Origin of the sequence: Arcobacter caeni (assembly GCF_003063245.1) — a bacterium.
In the GTDB taxonomy this organism is placed as follows: domain Bacteria; phylum Campylobacterota; class Campylobacteria; order Campylobacterales; family Arcobacteraceae; genus Aliarcobacter; species Aliarcobacter caeni.
Map to the genome: position 1 here is coordinate 40,326 of NZ_MUXE01000007.1, position 25,583 is coordinate 65,908.

Consider the following 25,583-nt stretch of genomic DNA (forward strand, 5'->3'; position numbering starts at 1 on the left):
TTAGAGTTTATAAATCTCGAAATTTGTATCTTTTATATCTTTTTTGATTATATCTTCCCATTGTTTAACTTTTTTAGCATTTTTATCTTGAGAGAATAATCCTTCTTTATAGATATTAACAAGCATTTTTTGAGCAGCTAACATATTTTTTGAAGCTGCAAATTCTAATAAATCTATTCCTTTATCAACATCAACTTTTGTATTTATTCCTTGTAAATAAAATCTTGATAATTGATAAGCTGAATTTGGGTCAATATCGCTTGAATCTTTTAGAAGTTTAAAAGCTTTATCTATATCTTTCTCAACTCCATCCCCTTTATAATATAAAAATGCTAAAGCTAAATTTGCGTAAGCATTTTTATTATCGATTGATTGGTTTAAATAATCAATTGCTTTTTTGTAATCTTTTTTCTCAACACTATATGTTCCCATTCTAAGTTGAGCATAAGAGTTCTCATTTACAATTTTTCTATAACAAAAAAGTTTATTATCAATATCTTCTATTTTTTGACAAACATTTGCTTTTTCAAGTGCAAGGGCATCTTTATTGTTAGAAAATGACAAGAAAGAAGGCATTGAAAACTCTGGCATTTTTAAAGAACAAGCTGTAAATAAGAATATTGATAAGCTTGGTAGTAGTAGTTTTTTTAACATTTATATTCCATAAATTTTATTTGCAAAATTTGCTGATGTATCTTCATATTGTTCTTGCCAATAACTTGATTTATCTGTATTTCTTTCAATAAACTCACCATTTAAATATAGTTTAGATAGTTCTTGTTGAGCAGCTTTCACATCATTTTTTGCTGCATAATTTAGAAGTTCTAACGCATCTTCAACTTTATTTTTATCAAGGTAATAAAAAGACAATCTATATGCTGCAATTGGGTCGATTTCTTTTGTATCTTCTAAAAGTTTAACAGCTTCATCATTATTAACAGCAACACCAAATCCATTTTTATAAATATCTGCTAATGCTGCATTTGCATAAAAATTACCTTTTTGTTTAGAGATATTTAATCTTTGAATTGCTTCTGTAAAATCACCTCTTAATTGAGCATTTAATCCTAGTCTTAATTGAGCAAAAGAGTTTTTATAAGAAATTAAGTCATAACAATCCATCTCTAAATGTTTATTTGTATTTCTACAATCATCAGCAATTTGAAGTTCATTTGATGAAGCTTTTAAAAATTCGTTATGACTAGAACAGCTAGTTAACGCTAATAAGCAAAGAGTTGTTAAAGCAAATGAAGATGAGATAGTCTTGAGCATAATATTCCTTTTTTTTAAGTTACTTGTATAATTGCTTAATTCTAGCAAGTTTTATATTCATAAGTAGTTAAGACAGATTGCTGTATTATATTGTACTTAAGGGGAGATTAAATGATTTTAATAGGACTTTTTTTATTTATAGCATTTGTGGCTATTTCGCTAAATATTTATAACCATACAAACTTAGATTATATTGAAGAATATTTGAAAAAAAATAACTGTCAAGAATATGCATATTCAAAGGGTTCATACAAGGCTTTTTGTGATGATTCTTTTATTGAAATAAAAAATAGTTTTGTCGTAAATATTGATGAAAACTCAACAATTTTTAAATATAAAGATATAAATAATCTAGAAATAAATCAACTTAATCTAATAATAAATAAAACTCACAAAATAACTTTTAAAGAAAAAGAAGAGTTAAATGATTATTATAAAAAAATATCAGAAAAAATAAATAACTAGGATAATAAAATAAGAATGAAAGAAGTAATTAATTTTATAAAAGCGCAAAATGTTGAAACAACAAATTTTTTTGGACAATTAAAATGTTCACAAGAAGAAGCAAAAATTTTACAATTTATGTCAAAAGAGTATGTAAATGGTAGAGATACATTAGGTGTAATAGATATTTTAGGTGAATTTTATGATTTAAAAACATATAAACATCTGGAAAAACTTGATTTAATAAAATCACTTTTGGAATTTGGATGGTTGGTTCAAGTATCTTTTGAACAAGTAAAATTAAGTGAAGTTTCTAAACTTGAACTTATTAATTCAAGTGTTTCTTTATCAAGTGCGTATTTAAAAATGCTTGAAAATGGAAGTAATGATTTTGTTCTTCCTGAAATCAAAAATTATAGTGACCACTTAGAATATTTACAAGACCAATTTTTTAGAATAGATTTGGCACAACAGTTAAATGTTGTTAGAAAAAACTTTGATGTAAATAGTCCTAGTTCAAATAGATTAAAATCAAAATTAGTACTTCTTGAAAATAGAATAAAAGAGAGAATAAAAGTTACAAGTAATTCAATAATGCTTGAAGATTTTTTCAAAAATAATGAGTTAAATGAACAAGAACAAACTCTATTTTTAGCACTTTTAAAAGAAGAATATTCAGGTGGAGATGGAAGTCTGCGAGATATGAATTCTTTGATTGAATTAATTTCAAGTGATGATTATGAAAAGATAAAATATAGAAGTTTATTGGAAGAAAGTTCAACTTTAGTTTCAAAATCTTTGATTGATTATGATGAGGTTTTAACTCCATTTGGTGGGATTAATAGAAATTTTTATATTCCTGATGAGGTTTTATATAAAATTTCACATCCAACTAAAAAAAGTACAAATGTTGGAAAAATAAAATTAGATACAATCATAAAAGAACAAGATATGTTTGAGTTAATTTCAACAACAAAAACTTTGGAAGATGTTGTTTTAAATGAAAAAACAAAAGAGACTTTAGATGCACTTTTAAAACAAGTTGATAAAAATGTAATAAATCGTTTGAAACAATGGGGAATAAAGGACAAAAAAAGAGGAATTGAAGCAAAAATAATTTTTTACGGAGTTGCTGGAACTGGAAAAACACTTACAGCATTAGCTTTAGCAAAATCTCTTAAAAAAGATGTTTTAAGTTTTGACTGTTCAAAGATTTTATCAATGTATATTGGTGAAAGTGAAAAAAATGTTAGAAGTATTTTTGATAAATATTATGAACTTAGAACTCAAACAAAATCAGAGCCAGTTTTACTTTTAAATGAAGCAGATCAGTTTTTAAGCTCAAGAGCTTCTGGAGGAGTTAGTAGTAGTGATAAAATGCATAATCAAATGCAAAATATTTTCTTGGAACAAATTGAAAGATTTGATGGAATATTAATTGCAACTACAAACTTACTTGAGAACTTAGATAAAGCATTTTCAAGAAGATTTAATTACAAAATAGAGTTTGTAAAACCAAATAAAGCCCAAAGAATTGACCTTTGGAAAAAACTAATTCCTGTAAATTTACCACTTGAAGAAAATTTTGATATTGAAGAATTAGCAAAATATGAATTAACAGGTGGACAAATAGAGTTAGTTATTAAAAATACAGCATATAAAATAGCTGTTAGTGACGAACCTTTATTCAAAGTTGAGAATTTTAAAGAGCAAATTACTAAAGAACAAAAAGGTCAATTTGACAGCGAAAATAAAGTTGGGTTTTTCTAAATCTATTTTAGTTTTGATGTATAAATAAATATCATAAATATTTCATCTTTAAAAAGTATAATTAATTGATATATTTTATAATATTTTAAGAATACAAAAAATAATAGATTTTATTTTCAAAATCTTTACTAAAGATTTTATGTTTCTTTTTGTACCAGTTTGTTTCTAATCCTTAGAAAAAGATTAAACAATAAGCTAATTTTTATTAGGTTAGAATATCATTGCATACATTATTAATAAGTCACTATTTATTACAAATAAGATATTATATTTGTAAAATAAGAGAACTTTTTAGCTTTAAAAGGATAGATTAAATGACACATATGGAATTTGCACATCCCTATTTTGGTGCATTTGTTATGTTTATTGTAACATTTAGTGCATTTGGTGCAACAGTATGGCTTTCACGATATATAAGTAGAAAGATTGCTAGACTTGATACTGAAAAACTAAAAACAACTTTATACGAGTGTGGACCTGAAGTTACAAAACAACCTAATAGTATTTCTACTCAATTTTATTTAACAGCATTATTATTTATTTTATTTGATGTTGAAATTATATTTATGTTTCCATGGGCAATTAACTTTAAAATTTTAGGATGGTTTGGGTTTGTGGAAATGATATTATTTATTACACTTTTAGCAATTGGATTTTTATACGCATGGAGAAAAGGAGCACTTGAATGGCACAGCATAAAATAAATTATTTACAAGATAATGGAGCTGCTGTTAAATTAACAACTATTGATAAATTAGTTAATTTTGGGCGTTCTAACTCTTTATGGCCAATGACTTATGGTTTAGCCTGTTGCGCTATTGAGATGATGGCAACCGGCGCATCAAGGTATGATTTTGATAGGTTTGGTACAATTTTTAGAGCAAGTCCAAGACAATCTGATGTTTTGATAATTGCAGGAACTTTAACAAAAAAACACGCTGAATTTATGAGAAGATTATATGATCAAATGCCAGATCCTAAATGGGTAATTTCTATGGGATCATGTGCAAATACAGGTGGAATGTTTAATACTTATGCAACTGTTCAAGGTGCAGATAGAATTATTCCAGTTGATATTTATCTTCCAGGTTGTGCACCAAGACCTGAAACTTTACAATATGCCCTAATGGCACTTCAACAAAAAATTAGAAAAGAATCAATTTTTAGAGCTCATAAAAAAAAGAGGTTAGTATAATGAGAAAATATACTCCTAAAGATAGTGTACAAAAAGAAGCTTATTTTTCAGACAGATTTTTTGTATCTCCAAGTGTTCCTAGATTTAATCCCAATAGTGATGAAACTTTTTCAAAAGATTTTGAAGAAATCAATTATAGTATTAATGTTCAAGAGGCTTTTATCGAACATACTCATTTAGTAATTATTATTGATAAAAGTTTTTTGATTTCATGTATTAAGCTTTTAAAAGAAAAATTAGAATATGACATGTTGATGGAATTATCGGCGATTGATTATTTAGCTTCAAGAGATGGTTATGAAATTTTTTATGAATTTTTATCTTTGAGTAAACATAAAAGAATAAGAATTAAATGTTTTTTACAAAAAGATGAATCTTTGGAATCTGTAACATCACTTTTTAAATCAGCAAATTGGTCTGAGAGAGAAATGTACGATATGTTGGGTGTAAAAGTAATAAATCATCCAAATTTAAAAAGATTAATTATGCCAGATGATTGGTATGACCATCCTTTGAAAAAAACTTATCCACTTCAAGGTGATGAAACAGCTTCGTGGTACGAAGTTGATAAAATTTTTGGAAAAGAAGCTAGAAGTATTATTGGACCAGAACAACGAGATCCAGCGGCAATTGATAGATACGATACTACAAGATTTGCAAGACTTGGACATGAAGTTCCATTTGATACTGATATTTCTTTATATGAGCCTGAAACAAATATCTCTTATCAAGAAGAAAATACTTCTAAAATTATGAAAAAATTAAAACCTGAAGAATCAGTTGTTTTAAAAAGAAGAAGGTAGAAAATATGCAACAACCAAATAGACTAAAACCTTTTTTTGAAAATATTCATTTTGAACGAGAAGATAATACCATGATGGTAAACTTCGGACCACAACATCCATCTGCTCATGGACAATTAAGACTTATTTTAGAGCTTCAAGGTGAAGAAGTTGTAAAATCAAGACCAATGATTGGATACCTTCACCGAGGTATGGAAAAAATGGCTGAGAATATGATGTATAACGAATTTTTACCAACAACCGATAGAATGGATTATATAGCAGCAACTTCAAATAACTATGGATATGCACTTGCAATTGAGAAACTTTTAGGAATTGAGGCTCCAAGAAGAGCTGAGATTATAAGAACTATGCTTTTAGAGTTAAACAGAATCACTTCACATCTTTTTTGGTTAGCAACACACGCACTTGATGTGGGTGCCATGTCTATGTTCCTTTATTGTTTTAGAGAAAGAGAATACGCAATGGACTTAATTGAAGACTATTGTGGTGCAAGACTAACTCACAGTGCTGTACGAATTGGTGGAGTTCCTTTGGATTTACCAGCAAACTGGACGGATGATTGTTTATCATTTTTGGAAATATTAGCAAAAGAGTTAGAAACTTACGAAGGGCTTTTAACAGAAAATAGAATCTGGAAAATGAGACTTGAGAATGTTGGAGTTATTACACCTCTTATGGCAAAAAGTTGGGGCTGTTCAGGTGTTGTTTTAAGAGGAAGTGGAATCAAATGGGATTTAAGAAAAGAGATGCCTTATGGTATTTATCCTGAACTTGATTTTGATATTCCAGTTTCACAAACTTGTGATTCTTATGGAAGATATAAAATCTGTATTGCTGAAATTAGGGAATCTGCAAAAATTCTAAAACAATTAGTTCCTATGTACGAAGAATCAGATACTCAATTAATGGCCCATGCACCAAATTATATTTCAGCTCCAAAAGAGCAAATTATGACTCAAAATTACTCTTTAATGCAACATTTTGTTTTAGTAACACAAGGTATGAGACCACCTGTTGGTGAAGTATATGTGGCTACTGAATCGCCAAAAGGTGAGTTGGGATATTTTGTTGTAAGTGATGGAACTCCTTATGCTTACAGAATGAAACTGAGAACACCTAGTTTTCAACATACAGCACTTTTAGAAGAACTTTTAGTTGGATGCCAATTAGCCGATGTTGTTACAATTATTGGTAATTTAAATATCGTTTTTGGTGAAATAGATAGGTAGAGGAAATATTATGAAAAGATTTGATTTAAGATATTTAAAAGATGACTTCTACACTAGAATGTTGGAACTTCTTGATAAACAAATAACACCTGAAGAAACTGCAATTATTTTGTTTGAAATTGGAGATTTTAGCCATATTCAAAAATCAGCAGATGTGGTTTATGAAGCTGGATATACATTAATGAATTCATTAAAATTTAATGAAGTAGATTGGACAATAGTAGTAAAAAAAACAAAACCCGAACTAAAAATTATAGTTGAAGAGAGTGAAAAAGATGAATAATATAAAACAAATTTTAAATAGTGATTTCATTATCTCTTTTGGAACTTTTATTGAAGATGAAAAATTAAAAGATTCTATTTTAAAAGCTGTTGAAAATAATGGTGCAAAGTTTGTTTATATGCATCCTATTGATAATTCAACTTTAAAACCTTTTTATTCTCAAATAATAAAATATGAAGTTGGAAGTGAAGAGGGCATTAGTGCTTTATTATTAAATAGTTTTACTTCAAATTGTGATGAAAATGTCAAAAATTATTTAGATGATTTAGACTTAGGATATGTTAGTGCTGAAAGTAGTGCGGGAGAAGAAGAGTTTGAAGAAGCTTTTGAAAACTCTTTAAATGCAAAAGTTAAAACTTTAATTATTGGAGATGATTTATCAAATCATGAAAAAATAGAAAATATTATTCAATTACTTGCTTTAATAAAAAAATATTCAGATTTTAATTTAGTTGTTTTAAATGAAGACTTAGCAAAAAAAATAGATTCTTGCAAGAATTTTGATTTAAAAGAATTAGAAGAATTAAAGTCATTTAATGGAACTTTGGTTTATAAATTAATTGATGAAAATAATAATGAATTAGTAGCGAGTCAAACTTTTGCAAACATTTCAAAAGTATCAAATGGAAATGAAGTTTTTGTAATATCAAAAAATGAAAAAATAAAAAGAATAATAAAAATTGATGAAAATTTAAATGGAACAATTGCCATATTAAAAATGAAAAATGATGAAGATATTTTTTCAGGATATAAATATAAACAAGTAAAAATTGAAAAGGTCGAAGCATAATGAGCGATATGATTACCCTAACAATTGATGGAAAAGAAGTTCAAGCCAAAGATGGTGAATCTATTTTAAATGTAGCAAGGGCAAATAATGTATTTGTTCCTGCTGTTTGTTATTTGACAAGATGTTCGCCAACACTTGCCTGTAGATTGTGTTTAGTTGAAGCTGATGGTAAACAAGTATATGGCTGTAATACAAAAGTTAAAGCTGATATGAATATTTCAACTAACACTGAAAATATAGAAAAAGAACGACGAGCGATAATGGAAGTTTATGATGTAAATCATCCATTACAATGTGGTGTTTGTGACCAAAGTGGTGAGTGTGAATTACAAAATTATTCTTTATATATGAAAGTTGATTCTCAAAGTTTTAGCATAAAAGATATTCACAGACCAACACAACATTGGGGAGTTATGAATTATGACCCAGCTTTATGTATTGTTTGTGAAAGATGTGTAACTGTATGTGAAGATATGGTAGGTTCAAAAGCACTTAGTACGGTAAAAAGAGATTCTGATAATATTGATAAAGTGTTTAAAGATGAGATGCCAAAAGATGCTTATGCTATGTGGAATAAACTTAATAAATCACTTATTGGTTATGATGCTGATGCCTGTACTAACTGTGGAGAGTGTATTTCAGCTTGTCCTGTTGGAGCTTTAGTTTCTCATGATTTTCAATATACTTCAAATGCTTGGGAACTTAAAAAAATACCAGCTGCAAATCCTCACTCAAGTGATTGTGCTTTTATGTATTATGAAATTAAACATGAATCAATAGATAAACACAGCACTAAAAAAATCTATAGAGTTACAAATGAACCACATTTTTCAACTGTAAATGGAGCAGGAAGATTTGCTTATGATTTTGAAAATAAAGTTGAATCAAAAGATAAAGATGCTTTTGCAAAAGCGCTAGAAGCTTTCAAAAAAGCAAAAAATATTAGATTTAATTCATATATCACAAATGAAGAAGCTTTGATTTTAGAAAAAATAGCTTCTAAAATGGGAGCAAATCTTGTAAATGAAGATGCAAAAAGATACCAAGAATTTTTAAAAAACTACTCTAAAACTTCAGGAAAATCTCTTTATTCTTCAAAATTAGCAGATGTACATAATGCAAACTTTGTAATTTCTGTGGGTTCTTATTTGAAATCTGATTTACCAAATGCAAGATATGCTTTTAATAATTCAGTTTCTATGAATAAAGGAAGTGGATTATATTTTCATCCTATATCTGACCCAGTTATGGAAAAAATTGGTAAAAAAGGTAAAACAACTGAATTTATCTATCATGATGCAATGGTTGAAGAGTCGATTTTATATTTTATATTATATAAATTTGGAAAAAATTTACCAGAAGAAGTTCAAGAATATATCAACTCTTTAAAAGAAACAAGAACTAAAACTTTAATAGAAGTTGTAAAAGAAAATGTTGTTGAAATCGTGGTTGATGAAACAACGGGTGAAGAAAAAGAAGTTAAAAAAGTAGTTTCTACAAATGTTTCAAAAGAAGTTTCTTACGAATATATTTCTTTATTGGCTGATTTTGGAAAAGATGAATCATTTATAGATTTACTTGATGAAATGTTAGCTAAAAAAGATACTTTTTCTTTAATAGTAGGAGAGGATTTAATCACTCATCCAAATGCTGAAAATCTTGCAAAACTTTGTGGATTAATTGATAAATGTACGCCTTTTAGTGTAGTAATTATTCCATCTCAAACAAATACTTTAGGAGTTGCACAAATCTGTACCCTTTCAAATGAAGTTGATGGTTTTTCTGTGGGTTATAATATGAAAGCAGATTTTGAACTTTCAGCTTTAGGTGATGGAAACTTAGATATTCCAGCACTAAATCAACAAGAGGGAACTTTTACAAATATTGATAAAAAAGTGATTCCTACAAATGCAGCTTTAGGATTTAATGGTTATACATTAAACGAAATTGCAAATGAACTTTTAAATGAAGATGTGGAATATACAATAGAATACACAGCAAAACTTCCAAAAGAAAAAGGTTATGAAGCTATTGATTTTGATAATTTACCAAATAAATTTGGAAATGACCAAGTTGAATATAGAGGTTATGAAATAAGAGCAAATGATACTTTTGTTCAAGATACAACAAAACAAATAAATATAGAAAAAATCACTTTAGCTTCTGATGAGATTTTGATTTATAAAGCAAATCCAATTAATCAATTTAATGAATTTACAGCAATTAGCCATGAATTTAAAGAAAATTTACAAGATGGAATATTTTTCTCAAAAGCTTTATTTGAAAAACTTGAATTAACAAAAGGCGATAAAGTAAAAGTAAAGGCTAATAATCAAGAGTTAGAATTATTTGCTTTTATTGATATTCAAATAGATGGAAATATTCCTTATGTATCAACATTTATGAAAAATAGCCCATCAAATGCCTTATTTAATACTTATAGATTTAATAAAGCAAAAGTAGTAAAGGCATAAAATGGAAACAAGTATTATTGTAGAAACAATTGTAAAAGTAGTTGTTGTTTTATCAGTTTTTTCAGCACTTGCTGGATTTACAACTTATATTGAAAGAAAAGTTTTAGCATTTATGCAACGAAGACTTGGACCCACAAATGTTGGTCCTTATGGGTTATTACAAATAGCAGCGGATGGGATTAAACTATTCTGTAAAGAAGATTTTATTCCTGCAAATGCAAATAAACCAGTTTTTATGGTGGCACCTTTAATTACTGCTGCAACTGCATTTATAGCAATGAGTGCAGTTCCATTTTTCCCTGAATTTGAAATGTTTGGATATACAGTAAGACCAATTATTTCTGATATTAATGTGGGTGTTTTATTTGTAATGTCTGTGGGAGCTGTTGGACTTTATGGACCATTACTTGGAGGAATGAGTAGTGCAAATAAATGGGCATTACTTGGAGGTGCTAGAACTGCAATTCAGCTTTTATCTTATGAAGTGGTATCAGGACTTTCACTTTTAGCTCCACTTATGATGGTTGGAAGTTTATCTTTAATTGATATTAATAACTATCAAGCAGGTGGAATAACTGACTGGATAATTTGGTCACAACCTTTGGCTTTTGTGTTATTTACAATTGCTGGATTTGCTGAAACTAATAGAACTCCATTTGATTTACTTGAGCATGAAGCTGAACTGGTTGCTGGTTATGCAACTGAATATTCAGGTATGAGATGGGGTATGTTTTTTATTGGAGAATATGCGAACCTTTTTACAATTTCATTTTTAATTACACTTATATTTTTAGGTGGATTTAATGATTTATGGTTTATTCCAGGTGGATTTGCAATTGTATTAAAAGTTATGTTTTTGATTTTTATCTTTTTATGGACAAGAGCTTCTTGGCCTCATATTAGACCTGATCAATTAATGTGGTTATGTTGGAAAATATTAATGCCACTTGCAGTACTAAATATTTTAGTTACTGGTTTTGTGATGATGTTTTAGGAGTTAAAATGGAACTAAAAGATTTTAAAAATAGAAATATATCAGATAACTATATCACCGTTCAAGAAGATAATTATCCTGAAACTTCATGGGATATGTTAAAACAAGTATTTGCTCGTTCTATAAAAGGTGAACTTTTTGTTGGTATGAGAATCACTTTTGGAATAATGTATCGAGCATTATTTAAAGGTGAAATGGCAACAGTTCAATATCCAAAAGAAAAACTTCCAATTGGTCCAAGATATAGAGCTGTTCATAAACTTCTTAGACTTTTAGAATCTGGAGAAGAAAGATGTATTGGTTGTGGTCTTTGTGAAAAAATTTGTATTGCAAATTGTATTAGAATGGAAACTAGAATTGATGAAAATTCTAGAAAAGAAGTGCTGCAATATACAATAAATATGGGAAGATGTATTTTCTGTGGATATTGTGCTGAGGTTTGTCCAGAATTAGCAATCGTTCATGGGGGAAGATATGAAAACTCAAGTGAACAAAGAGCTCATTTTTCATTAAAAGAAGATATTTTAACTTCGAAAAATGGCTTAGGAGCGCAACTTGAATTTGAAGGATATGGTTCAGTATCACCAGATGCAGATAAAAAAATTAAAAAAACACCATTATCATACTAAGAGGAGTTTGAATGTTTGAAATTATAGCTTTTATAATATTTTCCGTGTTAACTATTAGTATGTTTAGTATTACAGTTTTAACAAATAATGCTTTATATGCATTAAGTTCACTAGCTGCTGGAATGATTTTTATCTCAGCATTTTTCTTTTTATTAAATGCAGATTTTTTAGGTGCAGTTCAAATCGTAGTTTATACAGGTGCAGTTATGGCTTTATACGCATTTGGAATGATGTTTTTTGACTCATTATCAGAAGTAAAAGAGAAAATAAAAAATCCAAGATTAGTATTTTTACTTTCAGGAATTATTGCTTTAATTGTAGTTATTGTATTAATTGCGCCAGTTATTGGACAAAATCTTGAAGCTGATTATCCAATACATCCTGAATATGGGAATACTGCTGATATTGGGATTATATTATTTACAAAATATTTAGTAGCTTTTGAATTAGCAGCCATCATGCTTTTAGTTGCAATGATTGGTGGAATTGTACTTGCAGGTAAAAAGATGAACGAATCATATTCGGAAATGAAAGAAGAAGAAATAGATGAAAAAATCAGACTTGAGAATGCATCTCAAAAGGAGATTAAATGACTCTTAATGCGTATTTAATACTTTCAACAATTCTATTTTGTATTGGTTTAATAGGAGTAATGAGAAGAAAAAATGTATTAATGTTATTTTTCTCAACAGAAATTATGCTAAATGCGGTAAATGTAGGATTTGCAGCTATTTCAAAATTTCATGGAGATTTAACAGGACAAATGTTTGCATTTTTTATCATTGCCGTTGCTGCTAGTGAAGTTGCTGTTGGTCTTGGATTACTTATCTTATGGTACAAAAGAACAGGTTCTATGAATTTAGATGATATTGCAAGAATGAAAGGGTAAGCATGGAAAAATATATATATATTGCACTTTTTACCCCACTTGTAGGTTCTTTAATAGCAGCATTATTTTCAATGCAAAAAAAGACTTTATTTACTGGATTATTTACATCTTTTATGTTAGCTGTATCAATGTATGCATCTTTAACTCTTTTGTATTTTGTTTATACAACAGATACTACTTTAATTATAAATCTATTTGATTGGATAGTAATAGGAAATCTAGATATTCCTTTTGGATTTGTGGTTGATCAAGTAAGTGTTGTAATGATGAGTGTAGTAACAGTTGTATCAACAATGGTTCATATTCATTCTATTGGTTATATGGAACATGATAAGGGTTTTAATAGATATTTTTCATATCTTTCAGCTTTTGTATTTTCAATGTTAGTTCTTGTAATGAGTGATAACTTTGCTGTTTTATTCATAGGATGGGAAGGTGTTGGAGTTTGTTCTTGGTTATTGATTGGTTTTTGGTATCACAAAGAATCAGCATCATGGGCTGCTAATGAAGCTTTTATTATGAATAGAGTTGGAGATTTAGGTTTACTTCTTGGAATGTTTTTAATTTATTGGAATATTGGAAGTTTACAATATGATATTGTATTTGCTCAAATTTCTACTTTGGAAAATAGCACTTTAGTATGGATAGCTGGATTGTTATTTTTAGGAGCCATGGGAAAATCAGCACAATTTCCACTTCATACATGGTTAGCAGATGCGATGGAGGGACCAACTCCTGTTTCTGCTTTAATTCATGCCGCAACAATGGTAACAGCTGGAGTTTATTTAGTTGTAAGAGCAAATGAACTTTATACTCTTGTTCCTGAAGTTGGATACACAATAGCAGCTCTTGGCGCTTTTGTGGCAATTTTTGCAGCTTCAATGGCTTTAGTAAATAATGATATGAAAAGAATTATTGCTTATTCAACACTATCACAACTTGGATATATGTTTGTAGCAGCTGGACTTGGAGCTTATTGGGTAGCACTTTTTCACTTAGCTGCTCATGCATTTTTTAAATCAGTATTATTTTTGGGTGCTGGAAATGTGATGCATGCTATGGATGATGAATTAGACATTAGAAAAATGGGTGGTCTTCATAATAAAATGAAAGGAACTTCAATTATTATGATTATCGCTTCTTTAGCACTTGCCGGAATTTTTCCACTTGCTGGATTCTTTTCAAAAGATAAAATTCTTGAAGTTGCATTTAATGCTGATGCTATTATTTTATGGACAATATTATGGATAACAGCTGGTTTAACAGCATTTTATTCATTTAGACTTGTAATGAAAATTTTCTTTGGAACTCAAAATTATTCAAATGAAGAATTTCATCCACATGAAGCTAAAAACTTTGTAATTGCAGCAATGATTCCACTTGCTATATTAGCAGTAATTGCGGGTTGGTTTGAACATTCATTTATTGAGTTTGTTACAAGAGTCCTTCCAACTTGGGAAGCTACTAATATTAAACATTCAACAACTTGGATATTGATTTTACTTACAAGTGCTGTGGCAATTGGTGGAATTTTACTTGCAGTGTTTAAATATAAAAAAGGTGGATTTAGTAAATCTTGGGAAGATACAGCAATTTATAAATTGTTAATTAACCAATATTTTATTCCAAAAATTTATGAAAATGTTATTTCAAAACCATATTATGCGATTTGTGTTTGGGCATGGAGAACAATTGAAATAAAATTAATTGATACAACAGTTGATAGTTTAGCTCACCTTATTAATAAATTAGGTGTAAAAGCAAGACCTATTCAAACTGGAAATTTATCATCATCGTTAAGACTTATGGCGGTTGGATTAATCCTAGGATTAGTTTTTGCCTTAGTTTTATCAGTACTTTAAGGGGTTATGTAAATGGAACATATTTTATCAATGTTGATATTTTTTCCAGCAGCAGCAGCGATTGTTGGATTTTTAATAGATAAAGATTCTATGAGACAATACGGAGTTGTTGTAACTGTAGTTGAATTTATTTTATCATTATTACTTTGGTACTATTTTGACCCAAGTGTTGCTGGTATGCAGTTTGTTCAAAGTCTTCCACTTATTAGTACTTATGGAATTAATTATTTAGTTGGTGTTGATGGTATAAGTCTATTTTTAATAATTATGATTGCATTTATGACAATGATTGCAGTTATAGGTTTAACAGAAAAAAAAGGTGTAAAAAACTTAATTATTACAATGTTGTTTTTAGAAATGACAATGGTAGGAGTTTTTGTTTCTTTAGATTTAATTTTATTTTATGTATTTTGGGAATTTACACTTATTCCAATGTTTTATATTATTGGATTTTGGGGTGCAGAAAAAAGATTTTACGCAGCAATTAAATACTTTTTATATACATTCACAGGTTCATTAATAATGCTTGTTGGGATTTTGTATTTTGGATATATTTTTCATGAAGCAACAGGAGTTTGGAGTTTTAGTTTCCTTGATTGGAATAGTTTAATTCTTCCTTTTGACTTACAACTTTGGTTATTTATCGCATTTTTTATGGCATTTGCAGTAAAAGTTCCAATGTTCCCATTTCATACATGGTTACCATTAGCACATGGACAAGCACCAACAATTGGTTCTATTATTTTAGCAGCAGTGTTACTAAAAATGGAAACTTATGGATTTATTCGTTTCTCTCTTCCTTTATTCCCAGATGCTAGTGTATATTTTGCTGGATTTATGGCAACTTTAGGATTAATAGCGATTATTTATACGGCAATGATTGCTTATGCACAAGAAGATATGAAACAAATGATTGCTTATTCATCAATTTCTCACATGGGAGTTATTACTCTTGGAGTATTTGCTTTAAATGTTGAGGGAGTTTCAGGTGCTGTTTATTTGATGATAGGTCATGGAATTGTTTCAGGAGCGCTTTTTATGTGTGTTGGTGTGTTATATGATAGAAGAAAAACCAAAATGATAAAAGAGTTTGGAGGATTAGCCCATAATATGCCAATGTTTGCCCTAGTTTATGGAATAGTTTTAATGGCTTCAATTGGATTACCTTTAACTATTGGATTTATTGGTGAATTTTTATCACTCTTAGGATTCTTTAAATTCTCACCAATACTTGCATTTATTGGATCTTTAACGATTGTTTTAAGTGCTGTTTATATGTTAGCAATGTACAAAAGAACTTTCTTTGGAAACCTTGTAAAAGAAGAAAATAAAAGTATGAAAGATATTTTAGGAAGAGAATTAATAGCGCTTGGGTCTTTAGTTATTTTGATTATAGCACTTGGGATATATCCAAAAGTAGTATTAGATCCTTTAAATACAACAGTAACTCAACTTACAAAAGTAATGGAAATAAAAGCAGTTAATAATGATTCAAAAGAAAAATTAAGAGCTTTAAACTCTATTGGGGAGATTAAATAATGATTGAGCCTATAAATATAAGTTTAGATAGTTTAAATTTAGGAACAATAGCACCAATATCAATCGCGATAATTGGGGCTTTAGGAATTTTATTAACAGATATATTTAATAAAAATAAACATAAATCACTTTATGTAATTTTGGTTGTTTTATTTTTAATTTTTGATTTGTTTACTCTTTTGTCTTTTAATGGAGAACCAAGAGGTTTATTTGATTTAATGTTAGTTGATGGAATAGCTATTTTATCTCAATGTATAATCATTGGAGGTTCAATATTATTTATTTTATTGGGATTATCAAAACTAAGACTTCAAGAATTTAGATATGCTGAATATTTTGCACTTTATTTATTTGCAGTTGCTGGATTTCAATTTATGGTTAGTTCAGATTCATTGATTTTAATTTTTGTAGGGCTTGAAACATCTTCACTTGCTTTATATACATTAATAGCAATGCATAATAGAATGGTATCAATAGAAGCTGCTGTCAAATATTTTACAATGGGTGCCTTAGCAGCTGCATTTTTTGTATTTGGTTCAATGATATTTTATGCAATTACAGGAACAGTTGAATTAGCTCAAATGGCTCAAGTTTTAACTCAAGATGGTTTTTTATCAATGGAAAATTACTCTAATTATATTTTAGTATTAGTTGGTTTTGCGTTTATGTTTGCGGCTATTGGATTTAAATTATCATTATTCCCATATCATGTTTGGGTTCCTGATGTTTATCAAGGATCAACTTCTGCATTAGCTGGATTTATTTCTGTTGTACCAAAGATTGCTGGTTTTGTAGTAGCTTTGAGATTTTTTGAAATATTTATTCATGCTAATGATATTATCATTCAAACTATACTTTATGTAACAGTAATTTTAACAATGACTATTCCAAATTTAATTGCATTACAACAAAAAGATATTAAAAGAATGCTTGCTTACTCTTCAATTTCAAATACAGGTATGGCGATGGCAGCAATTGCAATTGGAACACAACAAGCAACAAATGCTTTATTTTTATATTGGATTTTATTTACAATTACAAATTTTGGTGCTTTTGGTATGTTATGGCTTAATAGAGGAAAAGAGTTTAAAGATTATGAATCTCCATATACTTTTGTTAAATTCTCAGGACTTGCTCAAATATCGCCATTTAGTGCTTCAATTTTAGCTTTATTCTTATTTGCATTATCAGGTCTTCCTCCTTTTGCATTATTTTGGGGGAAAATGTATTTAATATCAAGTGCTGTTAATTCAGGACATATTGCTTTAGCTATTATAATGGTATTAAATTCTGTAATTGCTGCTTATTATTATTTAAGACCAATTTCTTATATGTTTTTAAGAGATGTTGAACAAGGTGCGAATACTGAGTTTATGCAAAATGCAACAACTCCAACAAAATCAATCGTTGGTTTTGCAGTTTTTTTAACAATAATTGCAGTTTTATTAATAGATCCACTTTTAAATATAATTTCAACATTAGTCTCAAACTCAGGATTTTAATTAATAAGAATTCTAATCATTAATGAAAAATGGTTAGAATTTCTTATAATAAAATCAATATAACCAAACAATAAACCATAACTTGTTACAATCCCCAAAGAAAAAAGTCAAGGATAAGAAATTGAAAACTATAAGTGTAGCTCATTCACCAGATGCTGATGATATTTTTATGTATTACGCCATTAAATTTGGTTGGGTTACTCCAAAAGATGCAAAGTTTGAAAATATCGCAGATGACATAGAAAGTTTAAATCAAGCAACGCTAAAGGGTGAATATGACATTTGTGCAATTTCTTTTGCTTTGTATCCTTTTGTAAAAGATGATTATGCCTTATTAAAAACAGCCGTTTCTTTTGGTGAGGGTTATGGACCTAAACTTATAAAGAAAAAAGGAACTACTTTAAAAAAGAATTTTAAAGTTGCTCTTAGTGGAGAATTTACAACTAATGCACTTATCTTTAAAATCGCATATCCAAATGCAAGAATTACTTATTTAAATTTTTTAGAAATTGAAGAAGCTGTTTTAAATGGAACTGTAGATGCTGGTGTTTTAATTCATGAATCAATTTTGAATTATAACGAGCAGTTAGAAGTTGAACGAGAAATTTGGGATATTTGGGTTGAATTAAGTGGTGGAGATTTACCATTACCACTTGGTGGAATGTGTTTAAGACGATCACTTCCTCTAAGTGATGCTATAAATTATGAAAATACTTTAATAAAAGCAGTTGAAGTTGCAAATAAAAACAGAAAAGTCTTAGCTCCTATGTTAATTGAAAAAGGATTAATTAGAGTAAATGCTGAAACTTTAGATAAATATTTAGATTTATATGCAAATGATAACTCAGTAAAAATGAGCGAGTTACAATATAAAGCTTTGGATAAATTGTATGAACTTGGATATAAAAATGGTTTTTATGAAAATCTTGTAAAATCGCAAGATTTTTTAATCCCAAGTGAATATGAAGAGTTAAGAGCCAAATAATAGATGTCAAATAGTATAAAAACAATAGATTTTAAAAAATATTCTTCAATAAAAATAGGTCCTGTTTTAGATGTTTTAGAAATAAATGAAATAGGCGATTATAGTGATTATCAAATTATAGGTCGTGCTAATAATCTTCTAATATCTCCAAATACAAATAAAAAGTTTGCAGTTTTAGGTGAAAACTTTGATTATATAAAACAAGAGGGAAATCAACTTTTTGTTGGCTGTGCCACAACTTCTGGTAAACTTCTTACCTATACTAGAAATAATGATATTGCAAATTTGGAATTTTTAGCAAAACTACCTGGAAATTTAGGTGGTTTGGTTAAAATGAATGCTGGACTTAAATCTTGGGAAATGTTTAATTATATAAATAGTATAAAAACAAAAGATGGATATATAAAAAAAGAAGATGTTGATTTTTCATATAGACATACTAAAATAGATACCATAGTTTATGAAGTAGTTTTTAATATTGAGTTTGGTTTTTGTAAAGAAAAACTAAAAGAGTTTAATAAAATGAGAGACAATCAACCTCATGTGCCAAGTGCTGGAAGCTGTTTTAAAAACCCAAAAGGTGATTTTGCAGGAAGATTAATTGAAGCGATTAATTTAAAAGGTCTGAGGCAAGGGGACATGAGTTTCTCAGAACAACATGCAAATTTTTTAGTAAATAATGGTGCTGGAACTTTCGAAGATGCGATATATTTGATTGATTTGGCGAAGAAAAAGATAAAAGAAGAGTTTAGTATAGATATAGAAGAAGAGATTATAATTTACAAGTAAAATTAATTTATTTATGTTAGAATGCAAACTTTAAAAATAATGTAAGGTTTTTTAGTGAAGAATTTAGTAATAGTGGAGTCCCCAGCAAAAGCGAAAACAATATCGAAATTTTTAGGTAGTGATTATACAGTAATGGCCTCAATGGGTCATGTAAGAGACTTACCAAAATCTCAATTAGGGTTTGATCCAGATGATAACTTTAAACCAAAATATTTAGTTTCAACAGATAAGAAAAAAGTAATAAGCGATTTAAGAAAACATATAGACAAAGATACAACCATCTACCTAGCGGCCGATGAGGATAGGGAAGGTGAGGCCATAGCTTGGCATTTAATTCCTGCACTTAAAATCGAAAAAAATCCTATAAAAAGAATTGTATTTCATGAAATTACAAAAGATGCAATTTTAGCAGCTTTAGCAAATCCAAGAGATGTTGACCAAAATTTAGTTGATGCTCAACAAGCAAGAAGAATTTTAGATAGAGCCGTTGGATATGAACTTTCACCACTTTTATGGAAAAAAGTAAGATATGGTTTAAGCGCAGGTCGAGTTCAATCAGTTGCTGTTAGAATTATCGTTGATAGAGAAAATGAAATAAGAGCTTTTATTCCAGAAGAATATTGGAGAGTAAAAGCAGATTTTATAAATCCAGAATTAAAAGCTGAATTAGCAAAAATAAATGGAAAAACTTCAAAAGTAAATAATGAACAAGAAGCTTTAAAAATTGAAGATTCTTTAAATCAAGGTATTTATAAATTAACTGATATTGAAGAAAAAGATAGCACAAGAAATCCAGCAGCTCCATTTACAACTTCAACATTACAACAAGAAGCAAGTAGAAAACTTGGACTTTCAGTAAAACAAACAATGATTGTTGCCCAACAACTTTATGAGGGGAATGTAGGGAATATTCCAGGACACACAGGCGGTTTAATCACTTATATGAGAACTGACTCATTAAATCTTTCTGTGGTTGCTACAACAGCTGCAAAAGCCGTAATTGATGAAGAGTATGGAAAAGAGTATTCATTATCAAAACCTAGAATTTACAAATCAAAAGCAAAAGGCGCTCAAGAAGCCCACGAAGCAATTAGACCTGTAAATTTAGCTTTAAGACCAAGTATGATTAAGTCATATGTGGAAAATATTCAATACAAACTTTATAGTTTAATTTGGAAAAGAACACTTGCAACTCAAATGGCACAAGCAAAAATTGCAAATACTACTTATAAAATTGAAGCAGGGAAAAATAAAGAGTATGAATTTCAAGTAAAAGGTCAAAGAATTATTTTTGCAGGATTTATGAAAGCCTATACAGAGGGAAGTGATAATCCAGAATCTGCACTTGATAGTACTGAAAAAATCTTACCAAATATTGAAGTAGGAACAATTTTAGAGTTAGAAAATCTTGAATGTGAACAAAACTTTACAAAACCACCAGCAAGATATACAGAAGCTTCATTGGTTAAAAAACTTGAAAGTGAGGGAATAGGAAGACCTTCAACTTATGCTCCAACAATCTCAACTATTCAAGCAAGAGAATATGTGAGTAAAACAGAAGATAAAAAACTAATTCCAACTCCAACGGGTGAAGTTGTAAATAGTTTTTTAGTTGATCATTTTTCTTATATTATTGATTTAGGTTTTACTGCAAAAATTGAAGAAGAGTTTGATGAAATTGCTGAGGGTAAAATTACTTGGGAACAAGTAATGAGAGATTTTTATGGTAATTTCAAAAAAATTATTGATGAAAAAGAGACAAGTGTAAATAAAGAAGATTATTTACAAGTACGAGAAATAGGAACTGATCCAAAATCTGGAAAACCTGTTAGTGCTAGAGTTGGAAGATTTGGACCATTTATTCAAATTGGGACAAAAGATGATGAAGAAAAACCAAAATTTGTAGCAATTCCTGATCATTTGAATATGGATTCAATCACATTTGAAGAAGCAATGTTTTTATTTACACTTCCAAGAGTTGTGGGAGTTGATGCAAACGGAGAAGAGATAAAAGCAAATATTGGAAGATTTGGTCCATATTTACAAGTAAAAACTAAATATTATTCGTTAAAAACTGATGATCCTTATACCGTTGAATTACCAAGAGCATTAGAAATAATTAAAGATTTAGATGAAGCAAAAGAAAAATCTACAATAAAATCATTTGATAAAGAAAAAATCCAAGTTTTAATAGGTCAATATGGACCTTATATAAAACAAGGTAGAAAAAACTACAAAATTCCAAAAGGAATAGAAGCAAATGATTTAACTCTTGAACAATGTTTAGAAATAATTGAAAAAGATGCGAAATCTCCTAGATCATCAAAATCTACAAGTGCAAAAAAAGCACCAGCTAAAAAAGCAGCTCCAAAGAAAACAACAGCTAAAAAAACTACAACAAAAAAGAGTGCTGATAAATAATTATGAAAATCGGCATTTTATCGGATAGTCACCTAAAAAGTGACTATACAAAAGAAGTTATTGATTTTTTAAAAGAGATAGAGAGTGATTATTTGGTTCATGCGGGTGATTTATGTTTGGAAAAGAATCTTCAACTATTAGAAGAATCTGGTTTAAAATATATGGCAGTTTTTGGAAATAATGATAGGCATTTATTGTCTTTAGCTTCAAATTATAACATTAAACAAGAGCCTTATTATTTTAAAATAAAAGATACAACTTTTAAACTAATGCATTTGCCATATTACTTAAATCCTGATAGTGATGTAGTGATTTTTGGGCATACTCATATCTTTGAGTGTGACTATAAAAACAAAACACTTTTTATAAATCCTGGAGAAGTATGTGCTAGAGAAAAGCCTTTGATTGAATGTGTACAACTAGAGATTAAAGAAAATGAGTATATAATCTCCCGTTATTTTAAAAAAATTAATGAAATAAATTTTACAAAAGAAGAGAAAAAGTATGAACGATAATAATGAAGAAATATTTTTATGTGCTATTTGCAATGTTGAAAGTGGTACATGTAATGAAGATTGCAAATTCTGTACACAAAGTGTAAGATACAAAGCTGATATTCAAAGATATACACTAAAAAGTATAGAGCAAATTATCAAAGAGGCCAAAATTGCTAGAGCAAATGGAGCTGTTGGATTTTGTTTAGTAACAGCTGGACTTGGATTAACTGAGAAAAAAACAAAATTTATAGCCCAAGCTGCAAGAGCTATAAAAGCTGAAAATATTGGTCTTAGATTAATTGCCTGTAATGGAACGGCGTCTGTTGAGCAATTAAAAGAGTTAAAAGCAGCAGGTGTTGATAATTATAACCACAACTTAGAAACATCAAGAGATTTTTACCCAACAATTTGTACAACGCACTCATGGGATGAAAGATACCAAACATGTTTAAATGTTAAAGAAGCAGGTTTAAAACTTGTTTGTGGTGGTATTTTTGGAATGGGAGAAACTCAAGAAGATAGAATTTCAATGATTGAAGCTATTAATTCATTGGATCCTATGAATGTTCCTTTAAACTTTTTCCATCCAAATGAAGCTTTACCAATTGTTGAAAATACAATTACTAGAGAAGAAGCTTTTGATTTAATCACACTTGCTAGAAAGATGATTCCAAATGCACATAAAATTATGGTTGCAGGAGGAAGAGAATTAATGTTTGGGGAAGAGCAATATGAAATTTTTAAAAGAGGTGCTAATGCTTTTGTTATTGGAGATTATTTAACAACTAGTGGAAAAACTCCAAAAGATGATGTTGAAGCACTTGAATCATTTGGTTATAAAATAGCTAAAAATTTTCATATAATGCCTGACGAGAAATAGGAATTATTTAATTAAAAAAGAGGTAGATTATTATCTACTCTTTTTTAATTCTTTTTAGTAATAGTAATTATGTCATCTTTATAGTCTACTTCAAATTTTGACGGTTTATCAATTAATTCAATAGCAATTCTATAATATCCTTCTTTTTTATGATTTCCTACAGCAATCTTTTTAAAACTTTGTGATTCTAAAGAGTCTTTTTTTGTGTTAAATTCAACTAAACCTTTGTAATCAATAATAATTTTATTTTCTTTATCAATAGAAAACTTTTTTGAAACTTTATGCTCAGAATGTATTATAAATTTATTATCGTTATATTCAACTTTTAAATATGGCAAGATAGTTTTAGTTAATAAAGATTCATCATCAGCTACATCACTTCTTGGTTTTACATAAACAACCTGCGTTGGTTCAGTTGTTTTTTGAACTTCTTTTTTAACTAATTCTTTAGCTTTTTGTTCAGTTTGTTTTTGAGTTTTTTGAATTAGAGTATCAACTTCTTTTTTTGAGTAAGTTTTTGGCTCAACTGCTGGCATAGCTTTATTTATATTTTCTTCAACTTTAGTTTTATTTTGACCTGTAACATTTGACATTTTTTCTTGCATTTCTTTAATATATGGAGTTTCTTCCATAGATTTCCTTACTGAATTCTCATCCATTTGTACAATTTTCCCAACTTCATCTTCAAAGGAATCTGTTGGTTCAAATGGATTTTCTCTTGCATTTAGGTTTAAGGCTAAAATAACAGTTAGTATAAATAAAAATAAAGTTTTCATTCTTCTGGCTCCAAGTTTTTTAATTCAAAATACTCTTTTTGTAAGTAAGCATTTTCTTTTTGCAATCGTAAAATCTCTTCTTCGAGATACTCTTTTTTATTTTTCAAAGAATTATAAACTTGTAAAGAGTTATCTCCAAAAAGAACATTTGTTGCGTGATATGAAAGATAAATAGTAAGTGCTAAAGAAAATAGAGCAATTAATATAAACTTATTATAAACACGCATTTTTTGCTTCATCAATCATTATTATTTTTTAAAAGGTTCTTTCCCTAAATATTCACTATAACCGATTTCAGCGCCAATTTCAATAAGTCTATTGTATTTAGCAATTCTATCACTTCTGGCAGTACTTCCAGTTTTAATTTGACCACAATTTAAAGCAACAGCAAAATCTGCAATAAATGCATCTTCACTTTCTCCTGATCTGTGTGACATTACACAATTGTAGTTATTTCTTTGTGCAAGTCTGATTGTTTGCATCGTTTCACTTACAGTTCCAATTTGATTTGGTTTAATTAAAATAGAATTTGCAATTCCTTTTTTAATTCCCTCACTTAAAATTGAAGCATTAGTTACAAATAAATCATCTCCAACTAATTGAACTTTATGTCCTAAAACATCAGTTAGAATTTTCCATCCGTCCCAGTCATCTTCACTTAATCCATCTTCAATAGAAACAATTGGATATTTTGCACATAAATTAGCATAATAATCCACAAGTTGCGCAGAAGTTAGTTCTTTATTTTCAGATTTAAGAACATATAAACCTTTTTCATTAATTAACTCAGATGCCGCAACATCAAGTGCGATAGCAATTTGTTCACCAGCTTTATATCCTGCTTTTTCAATAGCAGTCATAATTACAGTGATTGGTTCTTCGTTTGATTTTAAATTTGGAGCAAATCCACCTTCATCACCAACTGCAGTACTTTCACCCATAGAATCAATAACTTTTTTTAAGTGTTGATAAATTTCTGCAACAGCTCTTAATCCTTCATTGAAGTTTTCAAAGCCAACAGGTAAAATCATATATTCTTGGAAGTCTACAGAGTTATTTGCATGTTCTCCACCATTTATGATATTAAACATAGGAACAGGCATAGTCATAGCATTTGCTCCACCTAAATATCTATATAATGGGATTTTTAAAGATTCAGCTGCTGCTCGTGCAGTTGCCATAGAAACACCTAAAACAGCATTTGCACCAAGATTTGAGTAGTTATTTGTTCCATCAATATCTTTCATAGTTGCATCAATTTCTGCTTGATTAAAAGGGCTTAATCCGATTAATTCGTTAGCAATTGTAGTATTTACATTTTCAACAGCTTTTAAAACACCTTTTCCTAAAAATCTATTATCACCATCTCTTAATTCTAAAACTTCTCTTTTACCTGTACTAGCACCACTTGGTACTATTGCGCTACCTTTTGTACCATCACTTAATATAACTGTTGCTTTTACAGTTGGATTTCCTCTTGAATCTAATACTTCATTAGCGTATACATTATCGATAAATACCACTTAGGTCTCCTATATTCATATATTTTATAGATTA

26 protein-coding genes are annotated in these 25,583 nt (G+C 28.8%); 21 read left to right on the plus strand and 5 right to left on the minus strand.

Annotated elements, in window-relative coordinates; genetic code table 11:
• On the minus strand, window positions 1-654 hold the full coding sequence (locus B0174_RS06160) for a tetratricopeptide repeat protein (RefSeq protein ID WP_108558792.1): 654 nt from the start codon (window positions 652-654) through the stop codon (window positions 1-3).
• The gene (locus tag B0174_RS06165; RefSeq protein WP_108558793.1) at window positions 655-1,272 is read right to left on the minus strand and encodes a tetratricopeptide repeat protein; all 618 of its coding nucleotides are present in this window, start codon (window positions 1,270-1,272) and stop codon (window positions 655-657) included.
• 111 nt (window positions 1,273-1,383) lie between these two features.
• Here B0174_RS06165 and B0174_RS06170 point away from each other — a divergent pair, with 111 nt between their 5' ends.
• The 21 genes from B0174_RS06170 (at window position 1,384) to B0174_RS06270 (ending at window position 23,250) form a co-directional block, all read left to right on the plus strand.
• The gene (locus B0174_RS06170) at window positions 1,384-1,737 is read left to right on the plus strand and encodes a hypothetical protein (protein ID WP_108558794.1); all 354 of its coding nucleotides are present in this window, start codon (window positions 1,384-1,386) and stop codon (window positions 1,735-1,737) included.
• Window positions 1,738-1,752: 15 nt separating this feature from the next.
• Window positions 1,753-3,486, plus strand: a complete 1,734-nt coding sequence (locus B0174_RS06175) for an ATP-binding protein (protein ID WP_108558795.1) — start codon at window positions 1,753-1,755, stop codon at window positions 3,484-3,486.
• Window positions 3,487-3,800: 314 nt separating this feature from the next.
• Complete coding sequence (locus B0174_RS06180) at window positions 3,801-4,190, plus strand: NAD(P)H-quinone oxidoreductase subunit 3 (protein ID WP_108558796.1); 390 nt, start codon at window positions 3,801-3,803, stop codon at window positions 4,188-4,190.
• Complete coding sequence (locus B0174_RS06185) at window positions 4,172-4,681, plus strand: NuoB/complex I 20 kDa subunit family protein (RefSeq protein ID WP_108558797.1); 510 nt, start codon at window positions 4,172-4,174, stop codon at window positions 4,679-4,681. Before B0174_RS06180 ends, B0174_RS06185 begins: the two co-directional genes overlap by 19 nt.
• Window positions 4,681-5,484 carry an NADH-quinone oxidoreductase subunit C gene (locus B0174_RS06190; RefSeq protein ID WP_108558798.1) on the plus strand — a complete coding sequence of 268 codons (804 nt, stop codon included), beginning with the start codon at window positions 4,681-4,683 and terminating at the stop codon, window positions 5,482-5,484. Before B0174_RS06185 ends, B0174_RS06190 begins: the two co-directional genes overlap by 1 nt.
• 5 nt (window positions 5,485-5,489) lie before the next feature.
• Entirely contained in the window at window positions 5,490-6,716 is a 1,227-nt protein-coding gene (gene nuoD, locus B0174_RS06195; RefSeq protein ID WP_108558799.1) for an NADH dehydrogenase (quinone) subunit D, read from the plus strand.
• 10 nt (window positions 6,717-6,726) lie between these two features.
• Window positions 6,727-6,999, plus strand: coding sequence for an NADH-ubiquinone oxidoreductase subunit E family protein (locus tag B0174_RS06200; protein WP_108558800.1), 273 nt, complete (start codon window positions 6,727-6,729; stop codon window positions 6,997-6,999).
• Window positions 6,992-7,789 (plus strand): hypothetical protein, encoded by a 798-nt coding sequence (locus B0174_RS06205; protein ID WP_108558801.1) that lies wholly within the window; start codon window positions 6,992-6,994, stop codon window positions 7,787-7,789. Before B0174_RS06200 ends, B0174_RS06205 begins: the two co-directional genes overlap by 8 nt.
• Complete coding sequence (locus B0174_RS06210; protein WP_108558802.1) at window positions 7,789-10,263, plus strand: NADH-quinone oxidoreductase subunit G; 2,475 nt, start codon at window positions 7,789-7,791, stop codon at window positions 10,261-10,263. The genes B0174_RS06205 and B0174_RS06210 overlap by 1 nt, the downstream gene beginning before the upstream one ends.
• A gap of 1 nt (window position 10,264) precedes the next feature.
• On the plus strand, window positions 10,265-11,257 hold the full coding sequence (gene nuoH / locus B0174_RS06215) for an NADH-quinone oxidoreductase subunit NuoH (RefSeq protein ID WP_108558803.1): 993 nt from the start codon (window positions 10,265-10,267) through the stop codon (window positions 11,255-11,257).
• Between the two features lie 8 nt (window positions 11,258-11,265).
• Window positions 11,266-11,886 (plus strand): NADH-quinone oxidoreductase subunit NuoI, encoded by a 621-nt coding sequence (nuoI, locus tag B0174_RS06220; protein ID WP_108558804.1) that lies wholly within the window; start codon window positions 11,266-11,268, stop codon window positions 11,884-11,886.
• 11 nt (window positions 11,887-11,897) lie between these two features.
• Window positions 11,898-12,479, plus strand: a complete 582-nt coding sequence (locus B0174_RS06225; protein WP_108558805.1) for an NADH-quinone oxidoreductase subunit J — start codon at window positions 11,898-11,900, stop codon at window positions 12,477-12,479.
• Complete coding sequence (gene nuoK, locus B0174_RS06230; RefSeq protein ID WP_108558806.1) at window positions 12,476-12,775, plus strand: NADH-quinone oxidoreductase subunit NuoK; 300 nt, start codon at window positions 12,476-12,478, stop codon at window positions 12,773-12,775. Before B0174_RS06225 ends, nuoK begins: the two co-directional genes overlap by 4 nt.
• A 2-nt stretch (window positions 12,776-12,777) precedes the next feature.
• Complete coding sequence (gene nuoL, locus B0174_RS06235) at window positions 12,778-14,637, plus strand: NADH-quinone oxidoreductase subunit L (protein WP_108558807.1); 1,860 nt, start codon at window positions 12,778-12,780, stop codon at window positions 14,635-14,637.
• A 12-nt stretch (window positions 14,638-14,649) separates the two neighbouring features.
• A complete protein-coding gene (locus B0174_RS06240) occupies window positions 14,650-16,176 on the plus strand; it encodes an NADH-quinone oxidoreductase subunit M (RefSeq protein WP_108558808.1) in 1,527 nt (508 codons plus the stop codon).
• Window positions 16,176-17,678, plus strand: a complete 1,503-nt coding sequence (nuoN, locus tag B0174_RS06245) for an NADH-quinone oxidoreductase subunit NuoN (protein WP_108558809.1) — start codon at window positions 16,176-16,178, stop codon at window positions 17,676-17,678. Before B0174_RS06240 ends, nuoN begins: the two co-directional genes overlap by 1 nt.
• A gap of 121 nt (window positions 17,679-17,799) precedes the next feature.
• The gene (locus tag B0174_RS06250) at window positions 17,800-18,663 is read left to right on the plus strand and encodes a menaquinone biosynthesis family protein (protein WP_108558810.1); all 864 of its coding nucleotides are present in this window, start codon (window positions 17,800-17,802) and stop codon (window positions 18,661-18,663) included.
• A 3-nt stretch (window positions 18,664-18,666) separates the two neighbouring features.
• On the plus strand, window positions 18,667-19,452 hold the full coding sequence (locus B0174_RS06255; protein ID WP_108558811.1) for a UDP-N-acetylmuramate dehydrogenase: 786 nt from the start codon (window positions 18,667-18,669) through the stop codon (window positions 19,450-19,452).
• A 54-nt stretch (window positions 19,453-19,506) separates the two neighbouring features.
• On the plus strand, window positions 19,507-21,873 hold the full coding sequence (gene topA, locus B0174_RS06260) for a type I DNA topoisomerase (RefSeq protein ID WP_108558812.1): 2,367 nt from the start codon (window positions 19,507-19,509) through the stop codon (window positions 21,871-21,873).
• Window positions 21,874-21,875: 2 nt separating this feature from the next.
• Window positions 21,876-22,388 (plus strand): YfcE family phosphodiesterase, encoded by a 513-nt coding sequence (locus tag B0174_RS06265; RefSeq protein ID WP_108558813.1) that lies wholly within the window; start codon window positions 21,876-21,878, stop codon window positions 22,386-22,388.
• Complete coding sequence (locus B0174_RS06270; RefSeq protein ID WP_108558814.1) at window positions 22,378-23,250, plus strand: biotin synthase; 873 nt, start codon at window positions 22,378-22,380, stop codon at window positions 23,248-23,250. The genes B0174_RS06265 and B0174_RS06270 overlap by 11 nt, the downstream gene beginning before the upstream one ends.
• Before the next feature lie 44 nt (window positions 23,251-23,294).
• On the opposite strand, the gene B0174_RS06275 is transcribed toward B0174_RS06270, so the two are convergent.
• Genes B0174_RS06275 through eno form a run of 3 tightly spaced genes read right to left on the minus strand, consistent with a single transcriptional unit; the run spans window position 23,295 to window position 25,549 of the window.
• Window positions 23,295-24,026 (minus strand): AMIN domain-containing protein, encoded by a 732-nt coding sequence (locus tag B0174_RS06275; protein WP_108558815.1) that lies wholly within the window; start codon window positions 24,024-24,026, stop codon window positions 23,295-23,297.
• Window positions 24,023-24,253: an FtsB family cell division protein gene (locus tag B0174_RS06280; RefSeq protein WP_228156426.1), complete on the minus strand. Its 231-nt coding sequence runs from the start codon at window positions 24,251-24,253 to the stop codon at window positions 24,023-24,025. The genes B0174_RS06275 and B0174_RS06280 overlap by 4 nt, the downstream gene beginning before the upstream one ends.
• A gap of 21 nt (window positions 24,254-24,274) precedes the next feature.
• Window positions 24,275-25,549, minus strand: a complete 1,275-nt coding sequence (gene eno, locus B0174_RS06285) for a phosphopyruvate hydratase (protein WP_108558817.1) — start codon at window positions 25,547-25,549, stop codon at window positions 24,275-24,277.
• Between the last annotated feature and the right edge of the window lie 34 nt (window positions 25,550-25,583).

Coding starts and splice junctions, on each gene's coding strand:
- nuoL (WP_108558807.1), top strand. CDS start 12,778: ATGGAAAAATATATATATATTGCACTTTTTACCCCACTTGTAGGTTCT.
- B0174_RS06275 (WP_108558815.1), bottom strand. CDS start 24,026: ATGAAAACTTTATTTTTATTTATACTAACTGTTATTTTAGCCTTAAAC.
- B0174_RS06225 (WP_108558805.1), top strand. CDS start 11,898: ATGTTTGAAATTATAGCTTTTATAATATTTTCCGTGTTAACTATTAGT.
- nuoI (WP_108558804.1), top strand. CDS start 11,266: ATGGAACTAAAAGATTTTAAAAATAGAAATATATCAGATAACTATATC.
- nuoD (WP_108558799.1), top strand. CDS start 5,490: ATGCAACAACCAAATAGACTAAAACCTTTTTTTGAAAATATTCATTTT.
- nuoH (WP_108558803.1), top strand. CDS start 10,265: ATGGAAACAAGTATTATTGTAGAAACAATTGTAAAAGTAGTTGTTGTT.
- B0174_RS06240 (WP_108558808.1), top strand. CDS start 14,650: ATGGAACATATTTTATCAATGTTGATATTTTTTCCAGCAGCAGCAGCG.
- B0174_RS06210 (WP_108558802.1), top strand. CDS start 7,789: ATGAGCGATATGATTACCCTAACAATTGATGGAAAAGAAGTTCAAGCC.
- B0174_RS06175 (WP_108558795.1), top strand. CDS start 1,753: ATGAAAGAAGTAATTAATTTTATAAAAGCGCAAAATGTTGAAACAACA.
- B0174_RS06280 (WP_228156426.1), bottom strand. CDS start 24,253: ATGCGTGTTTATAATAAGTTTATATTAATTGCTCTATTTTCTTTAGCA.
- B0174_RS06160 (WP_108558792.1), bottom strand. CDS start 654: ATGTTAAAAAAACTACTACTACCAAGCTTATCAATATTCTTATTTACA.
- B0174_RS06255 (WP_108558811.1), top strand. CDS start 18,667: ATGTCAAATAGTATAAAAACAATAGATTTTAAAAAATATTCTTCAATA.
- B0174_RS06170 (WP_108558794.1), top strand. CDS start 1,384: ATGATTTTAATAGGACTTTTTTTATTTATAGCATTTGTGGCTATTTCG.
- B0174_RS06205 (WP_108558801.1), top strand. CDS start 6,992: ATGAATAATATAAAACAAATTTTAAATAGTGATTTCATTATCTCTTTT.
- B0174_RS06185 (WP_108558797.1), top strand. CDS start 4,172: ATGGCACAGCATAAAATAAATTATTTACAAGATAATGGAGCTGCTGTT.
- nuoN (WP_108558809.1), top strand. CDS start 16,176: ATGATTGAGCCTATAAATATAAGTTTAGATAGTTTAAATTTAGGAACA.
- nuoK (WP_108558806.1), top strand. CDS start 12,476: ATGACTCTTAATGCGTATTTAATACTTTCAACAATTCTATTTTGTATT.
- B0174_RS06270 (WP_108558814.1), top strand. CDS start 22,378: ATGAACGATAATAATGAAGAAATATTTTTATGTGCTATTTGCAATGTT.
- B0174_RS06165 (WP_108558793.1), bottom strand. CDS start 1,272: ATGCTCAAGACTATCTCATCTTCATTTGCTTTAACAACTCTTTGCTTA.
- B0174_RS06200 (WP_108558800.1), top strand. CDS start 6,727: ATGAAAAGATTTGATTTAAGATATTTAAAAGATGACTTCTACACTAGA.
- B0174_RS06190 (WP_108558798.1), top strand. CDS start 4,681: ATGAGAAAATATACTCCTAAAGATAGTGTACAAAAAGAAGCTTATTTT.
- B0174_RS06180 (WP_108558796.1), top strand. CDS start 3,801: ATGACACATATGGAATTTGCACATCCCTATTTTGGTGCATTTGTTATG.
- B0174_RS06265 (WP_108558813.1), top strand. CDS start 21,876: ATGAAAATCGGCATTTTATCGGATAGTCACCTAAAAAGTGACTATACA.